We start from the raw sequence: 14226 nt of genomic DNA on the forward strand, positions 1-14226 counted from the left end.
GGGTGCGGTGGCGCTGATGTGAAAGTCGTGGGTACGGGGGGTGTGGCGGATCTCGATCGGGGGATGGTCGCGATCATGACAGAGACGCAACGTCCGGACGCGCCGCCCACAGAACGACCCGTACGGCAGCTCCTCGCCGCCTCCGTGGGCAATGCCGTGGAGTGGTACGACTGGTACGCCTACACGTTTCTGGCCACCTACATCGCCGGTGCGGTCTTCCCCAAGGGCGCGGACAACTCGCTGGTGCCGCTGCTGTCGACGTTCGCGGTGTTCGCGGTCGGCTTCTTCATGCGGCCGGTCGGCGGGCTGCTGATGGGGGCGATCGCGGACCGGCACGGGCGGCGCTCGGCGCTGACGGTCACCATTCTGCTGATGGGCGGCAGCAGTCTCCTGGTCGGACTGACACCGACGTACGCGGCGGTCGGCGTCCTGTCTCCGGTCGTGCTGGTGCTCGCGCGACTGCTCCAAGGGCTGTCCGTGGGCGGGGAGTTCGCGGCCTCGACGACTTTCCTGGTCGAGTCGGCGCGGCCCGGCCGACGCGGGCTGTTCTCCAGCTTCCAGTACGTGTCGACGACGGCCGGGCAGCTTCTCGCCTCCGGGATCGCCACCTTGCTGGTGGACACGCTGAACGAGGGGCGGATGGACAGCTGGGGGTGGCGCGTCCCGTTCGTCCTCGGGGCCGTGCTGTCCCTGGTCGGGTTCTGGATCCGGCAAGGCGCACAGGAGACGCGCAGCGAGGAGCAGCGGCGGGCGCCGCGTCCCGGGCTCCTTGAGGGGCTGCGGCGCCATCCGCGCGAGTCGCTGCTGATCTGCGGGATCACGATGGGCGGCACGATCGCGTACTACACGTGGACGTCGTATCTGCCGACGTACGCCGAGCTCAATGCCGGTGTCGCCAAGTCGGACGCGTTGCTCGCGGGGACGATCTCGCTCGCCTTCTTCGGGGTGCTTCAGCCGCTCGGCGGGTTGCTGTCGGACCGCTTCGGGCGCCGGCCGTTGCTGCTGTTCTTCGGGCTGGGCTTCGCGCTGTTGAGTGTGCCGCTGCTGCACGCGCTGCGGGACTCCTTCGCGGTGCTGCTGCTCGTGCAGTGCGCGGGGATGGTGTTGCTGACCGGGTTCACGTCGATCAGCGCGGCGGTGAACGCGGAGGTGTTCCCGGCGCGGGTGCGGGCGGCCGGGATCGGGTTCCCCTACTCGCTGACGGTCGCGGTGTTCGGGGGCACGGCACCCTATGTGGGCACGCTGTTCAAGGAGTTGGGCCACGCGGGAGTGTTTCCCTGGTACGTGGCCGCCCTCTGCCTCGGCTCGTCACTGGTCTATCTGCGGCTCCCGGAGACCGCCCACGGAGAACTGCGCCGCTAGCGCCCGCTTCGCGACCGCCGTGCCCGACCTCAGCGCGGCCACCGGATCGGCGGCCTCGTCCAGTTCGATCAGGACCGTGTCCGCGCCGGGCGTCCCGGACATCGCGTCCGCCCAGCCCTCCCAGTCGACGATCCCCGTGCCCAGCTCCGTCATGTACGGCTGCTGTTGGGAGTACACCGTCTCGTCGATCGTGAGGTGGACGTCGATCGGGGCGACCGCGTCCTTCCAGTGGGCCAGGGCGGTGCGCGGGGTGTGGCGCCGGGCCACCGCGACGGGGTCGCCGCCGCCCAGGGCGATGTGGCAGGAGTCGGGGCACAGCCAGACGTAGCGCGGATCGGTCAGGGCCATGAACAGGTCGATGTCCCGCTCGTACCAGAGGGTGCTGTGCGACTCGGTGTGGAAGGCCAGCCGCACCCCGTACCGGGACACCGCCTCGCCCATCGCGTGCGCGATGTCGGCCATGCGGGTCATGTAGGCGGCGTCGACGAAGAAGGGCGGGCGGGTGCCGTACGTCGCCCTCATCGGCAGTCCGGCGACGAGGACGTCGGCGCCCACCTCGGCGAGGAAGGCGGCGCGGCGCTCGGCGTCGGCGACGATCGCGGGAAGGTTGTCGCCATGCCGCCAGTCGGGGGCGTCGCTGTCGCCGACGAAGGCGCTGACGACGGCCAGGCCCCGGCCGGCCAGTTCCCGGCGGAACGCCTCCGCGCTGCCGTAGGCGCGCAGGGCCGAGTCGATGTCGCCGGGCGCGAACGTCAGCTCGATGCCGGTGACCTCGGTCTCGGCGAGCGTGTCCAGTACCCGCCGCCAGAAGCGGTCCGGATGATCCGCGGCCCAGTCGCGGACCGCGTCGGCGGAGTCGAGGTCCCAGAATCCGGGGTGGTAGAAGGTGACGACGTCCGTCGCGAAACGGGGGCTCATTCCGTTCCCCCGCGCGCGTTGTAGACGACGACCTCATCGGACTCGTCAATGGCCTTGCGGTAGTTGCGGAACACCGCGAGCGCCTCGTCCCTCAGGACGTCCCCCACGACCTCGATGCCACGTGTCTCGAACTGCTCGGCCCAGTCGGAGCCGAGCGGGCCCTCGTCGAAGGTGGTGATTTCCTCGAGTTCCGGGCCCTGACCCGCGACCACCAGGCCGCGTACCCCGGACCACATCGTGGCGCCGTAACACTGCACGCAGGGGCGCCAGTTGACGACGAGTTCGTGGGACGGCAGGCCGTCGCCGCCGAGGTCCCAGCTGCCGGTGGCGGTCTGGGCGAGGCCGAGCGCGACGACCTCCGCGTGCGCGCTGGAGACTCCGGTGGACAGGACGACGTTCACGCCGACGGAGACGATCCGGCCGGACTCGCGCTCGGCGACGAGCGCGGCGAACGGACCGCCGTTGCCCTCGCGCCAGTTGCGGTCGGCGAGGCGGTGCACGAGACGCATCCGGTCCTCGCGGGACGGGACGGCGGCGGGCGCGTCGGCGAGTTCGTCGTCGATCCAGGCGGGCAGGGCCACGTGGTATTCCCTGGCGATGTCGATCACGGTTCGGTTCCTCTCGGTGGTTCAGGTGCGTGCGGTGACGGCACGGGCGGCCCGTACCGCGGTGACGGCGCCGGTCAGGGTGACGTTGGCGGCCATGGCCGTGGGAACGACTCCGTTGCCCGCCAAGTACAGGTTGTCGAAGCCCCACACCCTGCCGTCCGGGTCGCACACGCTGCTGCCGTCGTCGGTGACGCCTGCCCGGACCGTGCCGGTGAGATGCAGCGAGGAACCGGGCGGAAGCACCGTGGACTCGGTCGCGGGATCGAAGGGGCCGAACTCCTCGGCGACGGACCGGACTTCGTCCAGCGCCCGCCGGATCAGCGCGCGGTCGGTCTCGGAGTGGCCGAACTCGACGCGGATGCGGGGCAGCCCGGCCAGGTCGGTCTCCTTCGCCGAGAACACCAGCCGGTTCTGCGGGCGCGACTCGACGGGGACGTACAGCGACAGACCGACGGAGTGCGCGAGGGGCCGGCCGGTCCCGTCGACGTAGGTGCGGTTCATGATCTGGCCGTGGAAGGGCTGGGCGGGTCCGTTGCACGGCAGCCACAGCGAGTCCGTGCTGAACTCGCCGGTGCGCGGCAGGGGCAGGGCGCCGGGGTCGAGGCCGAAGCGGTCGAGGTCGAGCAGGACGCGCGCGGTGACGAAGGCGTGCTCGTTGAGGTGGCGGCCCAGGGCCTCGGGGCGGATGCCGGAGGCGTACAGGAGTTGCGGGGTGCGCAGGGCGTCGGCGCACACCACCACGGCGTCGGCGCGGTGTGCGGACTCGGTGCCGTCGGCGACGCGGCGCAGGCGGGCCCCGGTGACCCGGCCGGCGTCCCGGTCGAGGGCGGTCACGAGGGTGCCGGTGAGCAGGGTGAAGGCGGGATCGCCGCCCGCTGCGAGGGCCGGGAAGATCGTCCCGGGTGCCGTGCGGGGCATGGGGCCCGACGGTGTGGGGGTGACGGCCATCGGCATGGGCTGCGGGGCCCGGTCGGCCGGGCCGATGCCGCCGTAGCGTCGGCGCAGGACGTCGAGGACGAGTTCGCCGACCTTGGTCGGGCCGATCGCCGCGGGGGTGACGGCGAGCAGTCGGCGTGCGGTGTCGAGGTCGGCCGCCCAGGCGTCGGGGTCGCCGAAGTCGAAGGCCTCGTCCCCGGCGGGCCAGGGTGTGGCGGCGGTCCAGTGGACGCCCATGCCGCCCGCGTTCCAGGCGAGCGCGGCCTGCGGCATGGCCTCGGCGTCCTCGCCGAAGGCGAGCGCGTGGAACATGCCCGGGGTGAGGTCGGGGAGGCTGCCCGCGACCTCACGGACCACCTCCGCTCCCGTGTACATGCCCTGGATGCCGGTGGCGACCTTTTCGTTGTAACGGGACCACAGGTCGGGGTCGTCGAGGTCGTGCAGATGCCGCCCCGGCGCACCGCCGATCGGGCTGCCGCCGTCGGCCATGGTGATGTGCAGCGCCGGATCGCTCTCGCGCAGGAGGCGGGCCACGAGGGATCCCATGATGCCGCTGCCCACGATGAGGACGTCGGTGCGGGGGATGTGGGTCAAGTGGAGCTCCGTGTACGTGTGGTGTGGGGGTCAGTCAACCGGGACGAGCGGTCCGAACAGCTCGGTGTCCATGCGGTCCAGGGCGAGCTTCACCGCACCGATGAGGGGGGCGTCGTGGCCGAGCGCGGTGGCACGCAGTTCGACCGCGGGGGTGCGGGCGTCCCGCAGCGCGGCCCGCACCCGGGGCAGCAGGACGTCGGCGGCGTCCTCCAGGCCGCCGCCGAGGACGATGAGCGAGGGGGCGACCGTCCAGGACAGGGTGGTGAGGATAGACGCGATGTTCTCCACGAACTCGTCGACCTCGGCGAGCGCGGCGGCGTCACCCTTGCGGGCCGCCTCGAACCGGGCCAGGGCCAGGGCGCGTTGGGCGGGCAGCGGTGAGGTCAGGGCGGCGACGGGCCAGTCCTCGACCGAGCCGGCCGGCATCGAGGGTGCCTCGACGATCTCGCCCGCGGCACCGTCGAGCCCGCGGTGCACGGCCCCTCGAATGAGGATGCCGAGGCCGGTTCGGTTCCCGAGCATCGCCCATACGACGTTGTCGTGATCGGCGGCCCCTCCCCGCCAACGCTCCGCCAGCGCACCGAGGTTGGTGTCGTTGTCGGCGAACCAGGGCACCGGGAGGCGACGGCCGAGTTCCTCGGGCAGGTGCACACCCTCCCAGCGCGTGGTGTGCACCAGGCGCCGTACGATGCCTTCGTCGTCGATGGCGCCGCCGCCGGCGATGGCCCCGGCCCGCAGCCGGTCCACCGAGCCGCCGGCATCGTCGAGGGCCTGAAGGACCAGTTCGGCGGCGTCGTCGAGGGTGGTGCGCGGGTCCTTGTAGTCGCGCAGCGGCCGGTGTGCCCGGCCGAGGATGTGGCCGCGGACGTCGGCGACGACGGCCCAGGCATCGACGGTCGTGGTGCGTACAGCCGCCAACAGGGCGTGTTCGGCCCGTAGTTCGTAGCGGCGGGCCGGGCGTCCGGCGCAGCCGCTGTTCGGCACCCGGTCGAGTTCGGCGACCCAGCCCGCCTCGACGAGCGAATCCAGGATCAGCTCGATCGTGCGACGGGACAGACCGGTCTGCCCGGCGAGTTCGGTGAGTTTCCTCGGTCCGGCCGACACCGCCAACGCCCGCAGGATCACGGAGGTGTTGACCCGTCGTACGGCGCTCTGGTTCATGCCGGCCGTCAGCACGGGTCCCCTCCCGTCACCGGGTCGTACAGGCCCCGGGTGTCGGCCACGAGGGGCCGGCCGTACTCACGGGCCGGGTCGCCGAGCCGCCCGGTCGCCCTCCCCCAGGCCGGGCTCTCGCCGCGGACGAAGGCGACGAGGTCGGTGTGCATGCGGGTGGCCAGCTCCGCGGGCGGGTTCGGGCCGAGCGCCTCGGGGACGCCGGGCGCGTCGAGCACGTCGAAGAAGAAGGGGAGGTCGACGCAGTGGACGGCGCCGCCGAGGGTCGGGGAGGGCCATTCGAAGGAGTACAGCCAGGTGCCGGCGGGGGCCGCGCGGCGGGCGGCCGCGATGCGGGGGCAGGCGGAGCGGAACAGGGTGTCCGTGATGCGGGTGCCCGCCGCGCGCGACCCGCGCTCGCTGTCGCCGTCGAACTCGTCGCCGGTGGCGCCCAGCAGCAGCGGGACCTCCTGTCCGTGCACGGCCAGACCCTCGGCGAGCGGCAGCGGCAGGATGTCGTCGCCGACGACCGGGCCGAGCACGAGCAGGTCGTCGTCCCCGCGCAGGTCGAGCACGCCCCGCTGGAGCAACTCCGGTGCGCACAGGGCGAATCCGGCCCGGGTGGGCGGCACGCCCAGGCGCTCGCCGAGCCGTGCGAGGACGTCGCGGGCCCGGGCCGCCTCGACCTCGAACAGGCCGCCGGACAGACTGACCGCTCGCTGGAACCGGCCGCGCCCGGCGGGCGACGACAGCAGGGCGAGCACCATCGCTCCCCCGGCCGACTGGCCCGCGACGGTGACCCGGTCCGGGTCGCCCCCGAACGCGGCGATGTTCTCCCGCACCCAGTCGAGCGCGAGGAGCACGTCCCGCAGCCCGAGGTTGGTGGGGACGTCGTCCAGTACGGCGAATCCGTCGACACCGAGCCGGTAGCCGACGGAGACGGTGATGACGCCGTCGCGGGCGAAGGCGCGGCCGTCGTACCAGGGGCTGGCCGGGCTGCCCGCGAGAAAGCCGCCGCCGTGGATCCACACGAGCACCGGGCAGCCGTCCGCGTCGGGGGCCGTGACGGAGACGTTCAGTATGTCGTCGCCCGGCACCGACGGTTCCGGGACGGTGGTCGTGGCGAACAGCGGCACGCGCTGCGCGGTGGCTCCGGGGCGGGAGGCGTCGTACGGCCGTGGGAAGCGCCCGCGTGGGAGTGGCGCGGCGAACCTCCGTGGGCCGGTGGGTGCTTCGCCATAGGGGATGCCCAGGAAGCGCCGCACGTCTTGGTGTCGACGGCCGACGACCGTGCCCGCCGGGGTCCGGAGGGTGACCGGCGTGCTCATCGCAGCCCCGTTCCCGCGATGCCCTGGACGAAGTACCGCTGCAGGAAGAGGAAGAGCACGAGTACCGGCAGCATCACGACGATCGCTCCGGCGAGCAGCAGGCCGTAGTCGGTGACGTGGGCCGCGGCCTGGCTGGTGGCGGCGAGGCCGACCGGGAGGGTGTAGGTGGACATGCTCTGGGCGACCACCAGCGGCCAGATGAAGTTGTTCCACGAGTTGAGGAACGACATGATCGTGATCGTGGCGACGGCGGGACCGGCCAGCGGCAGGAAGATCCTGAAGAAGATCCGGAACTCGCCCGCTCCGTCGATGCGGGCCGCTTCGAGGAGTTCGTCGGGGACCGACAGGGCGTACTGGCGCACGATGAAGACCGACAGGGGAAGCGCGGCGCCGGGCAGGGCGATTCCGGCGAGGGTGTCCGCGAGGCCCAGGTCCACGGTGATCACGAACTGGGTGACGAACACCGCGGTGAACGGCACCATCATCGCCGCCATGACCGCGCCGAACGCGAGCCGCCGGCCTGCGAAGTCGAGTTTGGCGAGGGCGTATCCGGCGGCCGACGCGGCCAGGATGTTCCCGGCCACCACGATCAGCGCGACGACGACGCTGTTGACCAGGAACCGGCCGAAGCCCTGCGTCTCGAACAGCCGGGTGAAGTTGCCGAAGGTGAGGTGGTGCGGGAACAGGGCCCCGGGGTCGGAGCGGATCTCGTCCAGGCTGCGCAGCGAGCCGCTCACCCCCCATGCGAAGGGCAGCATGGTGAGCAGGGCACACAGCACCAGGGCGGCGTACATCACGGGGCGGGCGGCACGGTTCATGTGCGGGACCTCAGCAGCCGGAACTGGACGACGCTCACCACGGTCACCAGCGCGAGCGTCACGAAGGACGCCGCCGAGGACATCCCGAACTCGCCCGCCCCGAACTGGCGGTAGGTGTACAGCGCGACCGACTCGGTGGAGCCGAGCGGGCCGCCGCCGGTGAGGAGGTAGGGCTCGTCGAAGACCTGGAGGTAGAAGACGGTCAGCAGGACGGAGACCATCAGCGTGGTGGGCAGCAGCAACGGGAGGGTGATGTGCCGGAGTTGGCGCCACCGGCCGGCCCCGTCCAGGGCGGCGGCCTCGTACACGTCCCGCGGGACGGCTTGGAGGCCGGCGAGGAACAGCACCATCGCGATGCCGAAGTTGCGCCAGACGCCGAGAAGGATGACCACCGGCATGGCCAGGTTCGGGTCGTCCAGCCAGTTGGGTCCGGCGAATCCGATCGCGCCGAGCAGCTTGTTGACAGTGCCGTCGAGGTGGAAGGCGTACTGCCAGATCAGCGCGACGGCGACGACGTTGGTGACGACGGGCGCGAAGAAGACGGTGCGCAGGACACCGCGCAGACGGCTGATGCCGGAGTTCAGCGCGAGGGCCAGGGTGAAGCCGATGCCCATCGTCAGCGGTACGCCCACGGCCACGAAGAGGGCGGTGTTGAGGATGTCCCGTACGAAGGTGTCGTCCTGGAACAGCCGGAGGTAGTTGTCGACGCCGGTGAAGTCGACGGCGAACGGGGTGCGCAGGTCGGCGCCGCGGATGTCGGTGAGGCTCAGGGCGAGCGCGGCGACGGTGGGGATCGCCGTGTAGACGAGGAAGACGAGGCCGAAGGGGGCGAGGAAGAGCCAGGCGACGGCGGTGCGGCGGGCGCGGGACGCCTTGTGCGCCGCCGTCTTCGGTACGGCCCGGGCCCTCTCGGCGGCCGGTGCGAGAGTCGTGGTCATCACTGCGTGCCCGTGCCGACGCTCTCGGCGTACGCCTGGATGTTCGCGGCCGCCCTCGCCGCGGTCTCCTTGCCCTTGGCGACGGCCTCCACCTCCTTGCCCAGCCGGGTCGCGACCTGCTGCCACGTGCTGACCTGGGGGAACGCCCGGGTGTTCTTGAGCTGCGTGAGAAAGGCGGCCATGAGCGGCTGCCCCTTGATGGCCGGGTCGTCCCAGGCGGAGATGACGGACGGCAGCGAGCCGTACCCCTTGTACTGTGCGACCTGCGTGCTGGGCTCGGCCAGATACCGGACGAGCTTCCAGGCGGCGTCCGTGTTGCCGCTGTCGGCGAGGACGCCCCAGGTGCCGCCCGCGGAGAAGGAGACGCTGCTCGACGCTCCGGCGGGCAGGGGGGCGGTGGCGACGTGGGAGGCCGTCCAACCGCTCTTCTTGGCAGCGGTGTCGAGCTGGCCGATGACCCAGGGCCCGGTGATCATGCTCGCCGTCTTGCCGGAGACGAAGTACGGCTGGGCGTCGAGGAAGGTCGGCCCGCCGGTGTCGGCGGTCCCGGCGGTGAAGAAGGACGCGTTGTAGTCGAGGGCGTCGACCATCTGGGGCGTGTTCAGGTTCCATTTGCCGCCGGAGGTGACGAGTGAGCCTCCGGCCTGCCAGGCGTACATGGCGACGTCCTGGCCGTTGAAGATGTCCCACCCGATGTCGGCCCCGAGCGCGTGAGCCGCGCCGGCGCCCTGAAGGGCCTTGAGGAAGGGCTCCATCCCGGCCCAGGTGGTCGGCGCCTGGACACCCGCCTTCTTGGCCAGATCCGATCGGTAGACGAGCGCGTACGTGTACGCGTACCAGGGCACCGTGTAGGCCACGTCGTCCACGACGCCGGCGTCCCAGAGGCTCTTGAAGAAGCTGCCCGGATCCACCAGGCCGTCCGGCACGGGCCGCAGGGTCGACGAGTCGAGGAACTGCGCCTGCGACTCGGGGAAGAACTGGGCGACGTCCGGTCCCTTGCCCGCCGCGATCGCCGCTTGGAGCTTGGTGTAGTACTCCGCGTTCGGGATCAGCGTGGTCTTCACGACCAGGTCGGGGTTGGCGGACTTGAACGGCTTGACGACCGTGCCGAGCACGTCGGCGTCGCCCTGGGCGGCCCAGACGTTCACGGTGCCGGTGGCCGGGGACGCGTCGACCTTCTTGGCGCCGGAAGCGGCGGCCGCGTCGTCTTGGCGCCCGCAGCCGGCCAGGGGAAGCGCGGCGCCGAGGGCTATTCCGGCGGTCAGCCGCAGGGCGGTGCGACGGGAGAGGTTGGGCACGGGGACTCCTGTGACACGAGATTCCTCACGAGTACTGAGGGCGGTGGCGTGATGTGTCCCGACGCTATGAACCGCGTGTTTCGGCCACGTGGCGGTCCTCGCCCCGAATAATTTCGGAACTTGTAGCGAAATCGGTGCGGCGAGGGCCCGGTGCGCGGAATGCGCACCGGGCCCTCGCCGCCCTGAGGTGTGCCGCTACTGGTGACCGCCGCTCGTGAACTGCTCGAAGGTGTGGCTGAAGGCCCAGGTGTCCTGGACGATGCCGGAGCAGGAGTTGGAGCCGCCGGTGCCCGGGCAGCCGCCGTTGTCGCGCTGGAGCGCCCAGAAGGAGAGGGTGTTGATCTTCTTGGCCTCGGCCCACTGCTCCACCGCGACCGCGTTCTCGACGGTGAAGGTCTCCTCGGGGCCGTAGTCGTCGATGCCGGGCATCTCGATGACCCCGATCATGCTCCACAGCTTCGCGGAGCTCTTGTGCGGGTAGAGCGCGGCGAGCTGGCCGTGCAGTCCCTCGGCGGCCGTCTTGGTGTCGGCCGCCATGTCGTGCGTGGCGCCGTCGTAGTAGTCGAACGTCATGAGGTTGACGACATCCACGCGTGCGCCGTTGTCGACGGCGTTCTGGAGCACGGCGAGGCCGTTGGCCGCGAGGCCGGTCGTGGAGGTCGGGAGGGTGTAGGAGAACTGCACGGTGCGGCCGGTGCGTTCGGCCCAGCGCTGGACCTTGGCGATCGCCTTGTTGCGGCGGTCGATCCCGGCGGCGTTGTTGATGGAGTCGCCCTCGACATCGAGGTCGATGCGGCTGATGCCGTACGTCGTGACGAGGCTCTTGAACACGTCGACGATGGCGTCGACGCTGGTGCAGCTGTCGGCCAGTTCGGTGCCGGTCGTGTCCGCGGACCAGCCGCCGAAGGACGGGATGACGTCACCGCCGCGCGCCTGGATGGCGGCGATGTCGCGCCCGAAAGCCGCCTTCGAGATCGGCTGACCGCTCTCGCCGTTCCAGTAGGCGGTGCAGGAACCCGCCGTGGCCGTCTGAAGGAAGGCCATGGTGAGGTACTTGTTGCCCGAGGCGGCGGCGAGTGCGGCCGGGCTCTCGCCCGTCCACGACTCGAAGTAGGGCGCCGCCACGTGGGCGGGCAGGGGCTTGCCGAAGGGCGGGAGCGAGGGCGAGGACGGCGCCGCGAGTGCGCCCCCTCCCCCGAGCCCGACGAGCCCGGCGGACAGAGCGCTCACGCTCAGACAGGACAGCAACGCACGAAGGTGACCAGGTCGTCTCACTGACGCTCCCAGGGGGAAAGGGCATGCGGGGACGCGGAAGGACAGAACCGCGGGGAAGAAGAACCGTGCCCATAATTGGACTAGACCATCTGACTGTCAAGGTTCTTTACAGTGAGATGGTCCAGTCCGCCCCAGCAGGTTGTCCGGCCTTCCTCTTCCGTGAGGCGGAAGCGGTGTTGCGAACCAGTGGTACAGCGAGCGCATCTTTCCGACCTGCGCTTGTGTGGCGGCGATGAGGCTGTGACCTGCTAGGACGGGTTGCAGAGGCGAGCGGAGGCAGTCAGAGGAAACACACTGATTCGCCCCCGGTTCGACCCGGGTCACTCAGAGGTGATCTCCAGGCGGGACACGGCGGCTTCCTGCTCGGCCGGCCTCGCCGTCAACTCCTCGATCTGCCCGCGCGGTTCCGAGATTCCGTCCCTCGCGCTCCAACTCCTCCGGCCAGGAAGCAATCGCCGCCCCCGAGAACCTGAACCCTGGACACGACGATCCGGCAAACCGAAGCGATCAGCAACGCCCCAGCTCAGAAAGGCTCACTGGAGCAGAGCCGCACCCTCCCGGCTTCGACAAGCAGGACTTCCGCGTCGGCTGGGAGCACCACACCGCCACCTGCCCACGCGGCGTGACCAGCCCGCCCTGGAAGGAGACCCGGCTGGACGGCCGCCCGGGCCACTTTGTGCTCTTTCCCCGCGCCGCCTGCCGGGCCTGCACCGACCGGCTCTCCTGCGCAGGCAACGTCGACGGCAAGGGGCGCCACCTCATCTTGATGCCCCGCCCACTACAAGAGGTCCAAAACCGGGCCCGCGCAGAACAGGAAACACCCTCCTGGCAGGCCCGTTAGGCGATGCGCGCGGGCTGCGAGGCCACCGCCTCCGAGACCGTCCACGCCCATGGCCTGCGCCACTGCCGCTGTCGCGGGCCGGCGAAGGTGCACGTCCCACACGTCCTCACCGCCGCCGGCACCAACATCGTCCGTCTCAGCGAGTGCTTCCCTCCCGGCACCGCGCCCCGAGCCCCTCGCCGACCTGTCATCTCGTTCCAACGTTCCTGCCAGAACACCGCACCCCCGCCCAGCAGTTGATGAAGTGAAGATCGCCAACAGCATCAACGGGCCTCCGGGGGCGTTCCTGTCGCGGACCCTTCCAGGGCAAACCGGCAACCTGTTGCGATCCGGAGAGTCGCCCCCGTATCGTGGGCCCGAGCAAGGACCGGGAGCAATCTCCGATTGTCCGCGCGGTGTTCGCGCCGACGTCACCGTCGCACCCACGAACGAACTCGACTCACCGAAGGGGGCCAGGCGTCATGCCTGACAGCCCGGGAGCCACGGGTCCGGCCACGAACCCGGTCTCCACCACGCCGCACCGCACGGCCATTCTCACTGTCATCCTCGCGTCCGGTTGCTGGACGCGATCGACATCACGGTCATGAACATGGCCCTGCCGCCCATCCAGCAGGACGTCGGCATGTCCGTGACCACCCTGTCCTGGGTGCTCAACGGCTACACGGTGGCCTACGGCGGGCTGCTGCTCCTCGGCGGCCGCATGGGCGACATCATCGGCCACCGCGAGGGCCTGATGACCGGCATCACGATCTTTACCGTGGCCTCCCTGACGGGCGCGCTCGCCCAGGACGCGTGGCTGTTGCTCATCTCCCGGTTCGCGCAGGGCGCCGGGGCCGCGATGACCGCACCGTGCGCGCTCGCCCTGATCGTCACCTCCTTCCACACCGAGGTGGAGCGCACGAAGGCGTTCGGCATCTCCGTGATGACGCAGGGGCTCGGCTTCGCGGGCGGCCTGATCATCGGCGGTCTGCTCACCGACCTGATCTCGTGGCGTCCGGTGCTGTTGATCAACGTCCCGATCGGCATCGTCGTGCTCCTCGCCACCCCGCGGTTCATCCCCCAGCCCCCTGGCAGGCCCGGGAAGTTCGACCTCGGCGGCGCGCTCAGCGCGACGATCGGTGCCGGCGCGATCGTCTACGGGTTCATCCACGCCTCGGAACAGGGTTGGAGTGAACCGGAAACCCTCGTCGCGTTCATTCTCCGCGTGGTCCTGCTCGGCATTCTCGTGATGATGATCGAGCGCTCCGACGCCAAGACCGCGATGGTCAGTGGCCTCGTCCTGGCCGTCCTCAGCATGCTGTGGCTGACCCAGCTCTCGGCGTCCACTGAGTGGTCGGGCATCTTCGGCCCGATGGCACTGGCCGGCGTCGGCGTCGGCGTCGGCGTCGGCGTCGGCATGCTCAACCCGCCGCCCATCGGGACGACCCTGTCAAGTGTCGCGCCGGAGGAGTCGGGCGCCGCCTCCGGTGTCCTGCAGACCAAGGGCGTGGTCGGCGGTTCCATCGGCACCGCCGTGCTCGTGAAGGTTTTCAGCAGCGCCACGAACGACCCTAGTCCCGGTCAGGGGCCGAAGAGATCCTCGCGGACGGCACCGCCGCGGCCTGTGTCGGCGGCGCCGTCTTCGCCCTGGTCGGCCTCCTGCTCGTCACCGGTGTCATCCGCACGCCGAAACAGCGAACTGGCAACGTTCATTGAGTCTGCTTGCCGTAGTTTCAGCCACTCGTTCGAGGGGAATGAAATTGCAGGATTTCGGGGAACCAAGCTTCTCGTCGGGCACGGGACCGTCAACGAAATATCATCGTGAGACTTGCACCTCGACCTCGGCCGGTGGCCCGGGTTCGGAATCGTCGGCTACCGCGCTTCCGGTCACTTACGTGCGGATCGACATGCTGATACCGGCGGACTCGCCTCGACTGGCGGGGCAGGACGCCGCACATGCACAGATGCTCGCAGACTCGCAAACGCGCTTACCGCCGATCGTGGTGCACCGGTCGACCATGCGGGTTATCGATGGCATGCATCGGATTCGAGCAGCCACTATACGGGGCGAACAAGAGATCGCAGCCGAGTTCTTCGAGGGAACTGAAGAGGAAGCGTTCCTCATTTCGATCAAGCTGAACGTCATGCACGGCTTGCCGCTGTCCCTGGCGGATCGCAA

General features: G+C 70.5%; 11 protein-coding genes and 1 pseudogene. 3 read left to right on the forward strand and 9 right to left on the reverse strand.

The features are described from left to right. Nucleotides 1–63 precede the first annotated feature (63 nt). Nucleotides 64–1362 carry an MFS transporter gene (locus OG841_RS07990; RefSeq protein ID WP_371564212.1) on the forward strand — a complete coding sequence of 433 codons (1299 nt, stop codon included), beginning with the start codon at nt 64–66 and terminating at the stop codon, nt 1360–1362. Here OG841_RS07990 and OG841_RS07995 read toward each other — a convergent pair. The 9 genes from OG841_RS07995 to OG841_RS08035 form a co-directional block, all read right to left on the reverse strand. Continuing rightward, nucleotides 1309–2280, reverse strand: coding sequence for a sugar phosphate isomerase/epimerase family protein (locus OG841_RS07995; protein WP_371564214.1), 972 nt, complete (start codon nt 2278–2280; stop codon nt 1309–1311). The two genes, OG841_RS07990 and OG841_RS07995, sit on opposite strands and share 54 nt — an antisense overlap. After that, entirely contained in the window at nt 2277–2888 is a 612-nt protein-coding gene (locus OG841_RS08000; RefSeq protein ID WP_371564216.1) for a nucleoside deaminase, read from the reverse strand. The genes OG841_RS07995 and OG841_RS08000 overlap by 4 nt, the downstream gene beginning before the upstream one ends. A 21-nt stretch (nt 2889–2909) precedes the next feature. Then, nucleotides 2910–4418, reverse strand: a complete 1509-nt coding sequence (locus OG841_RS08005) for a GMC oxidoreductase (protein WP_371564218.1) — start codon at nt 4416–4418, stop codon at nt 2910–2912. Nucleotides 4419–4448: 30 nt separating this feature from the next. Beyond that, the gene (locus tag OG841_RS08010; RefSeq protein ID WP_328642078.1) at nt 4449–5594 is read right to left on the reverse strand and encodes an ROK family transcriptional regulator; all 1146 of its coding nucleotides are present in this window, start codon (nt 5592–5594) and stop codon (nt 4449–4451) included. Continuing rightward, on the reverse strand, nt 5588–6898 hold the full coding sequence (locus OG841_RS08015; RefSeq protein ID WP_328642077.1) for a carboxylesterase family protein: 1311 nt from the start codon (nt 6896–6898) through the stop codon (nt 5588–5590). Before OG841_RS08015 ends, OG841_RS08010 begins: the two co-directional genes overlap by 7 nt. After that, nucleotides 6895–7716 (reverse strand): carbohydrate ABC transporter permease, encoded by an 822-nt coding sequence (locus tag OG841_RS08020; protein WP_328642076.1) that lies wholly within the window; start codon nt 7714–7716, stop codon nt 6895–6897. The genes OG841_RS08015 and OG841_RS08020 overlap by 4 nt, the downstream gene beginning before the upstream one ends. Next, entirely contained in the window at nt 7713–8654 is a 942-nt protein-coding gene (locus tag OG841_RS08025) for a carbohydrate ABC transporter permease (RefSeq protein WP_328642075.1), read from the reverse strand. Before OG841_RS08025 ends, OG841_RS08020 begins: the two co-directional genes overlap by 4 nt. Further along, on the reverse strand, nt 8654–9952 hold the full coding sequence (locus OG841_RS08030; RefSeq protein ID WP_328642074.1) for an extracellular solute-binding protein: 1299 nt from the start codon (nt 9950–9952) through the stop codon (nt 8654–8656). Before OG841_RS08030 ends, OG841_RS08025 begins: the two co-directional genes overlap by 1 nt. Before the next feature lie 195 nt (nt 9953–10147). Continuing rightward, complete coding sequence (locus tag OG841_RS08035; RefSeq protein WP_371564223.1) at nt 10148–11182, reverse strand: chitinase; 1035 nt, start codon at nt 11180–11182, stop codon at nt 10148–10150. A 514-nt stretch (nt 11183–11696) separates the two neighbouring features. On the opposite strand from OG841_RS08035, the pseudogene OG841_RS08040 reads away from it, so the two are divergent. After that, nucleotides 11697–12308: pseudogene (locus OG841_RS08040) on the forward strand (transposase). A 316-nt stretch (nt 12309–12624) separates the two neighbouring features. Then, complete coding sequence (locus OG841_RS08045; protein WP_371564225.1) at nt 12625–13872, forward strand: MFS transporter; 1248 nt, start codon at nt 12625–12627, stop codon at nt 13870–13872. Nucleotides 13873–14226: the final 354 nt, after the last annotated feature.

The sequence above is a fragment of the Streptomyces canus genome, assembly GCF_041435015.1.
Lineage (GTDB): Bacteria > Actinomycetota > Actinomycetes > Streptomycetales > Streptomycetaceae > Streptomyces > Streptomyces canus_G.

Coding starts and splice junctions, on each gene's coding strand:
- OG841_RS07995 (WP_371564214.1), bottom strand. CDS start 2,280: ATGAGCCCCCGTTTCGCGACGGACGTCGTCACCTTCTACCACCCCGGA.
- OG841_RS08015 (WP_328642077.1), bottom strand. CDS start 6,898: ATGAGCACGCCGGTCACCCTCCGGACCCCGGCGGGCACGGTCGTCGGC.
- OG841_RS08020 (WP_328642076.1), bottom strand. CDS start 7,716: ATGAACCGTGCCGCCCGCCCCGTGATGTACGCCGCCCTGGTGCTGTGT.
- OG841_RS07990 (WP_371564212.1), top strand. CDS start 64: ATGGTCGCGATCATGACAGAGACGCAACGTCCGGACGCGCCGCCCACA.
- OG841_RS08025 (WP_328642075.1), bottom strand. CDS start 8,654: ATGACCACGACTCTCGCACCGGCCGCCGAGAGGGCCCGGGCCGTACCG.